Consider the following 379-nt stretch of genomic DNA (forward strand, 5'->3'; position numbering starts at 1 on the left):
GTTGAGGTCCGCGCCCAGGTGCTTGGAGCCCATCACGTCGTACGCGCCGCCGTACGCCTTGCGCGTGATGATGGTGATCAGCGGCACGGTCGCCTCGGCGTAGGCGTAGATCAGCTTGGCGCCGCGGCGGATGATGCCGTCCCACTCCTGGCTGGTGCCGGGCAGGAAGCCGGGGACGTCGACGAAGGTGACCACCGGGATGTTGAAGCTGTCGCAGGTGCGGACGAACCGGGCGGCCTTCTCGGAGGCGTTGATGTCCAGGCAGCCGGCGAACTGGAGCGGCTGGTTGGCGACGACGCCCACCGGCCGGCCCTCGATGCGGCCGAGCCCGGTGACGATGTTCGGCGCGAACAGCGCCTGGGTCTCCAGGAACTCGCCG

General features: G+C 69.7%; 1 protein-coding gene. It reads right to left on the reverse strand.

The window, feature by feature from the left end:
* Positions 1-379, reverse strand: a 379-nt coding sequence (locus tag AC5RWQ_RS30795) for a carboxyl transferase domain-containing protein (RefSeq protein WP_494286100.1), incomplete at both ends; no start/stop codon positions are given.

The sequence above is a fragment of the Micromonospora sp. BS32 genome, assembly GCF_059089345.1.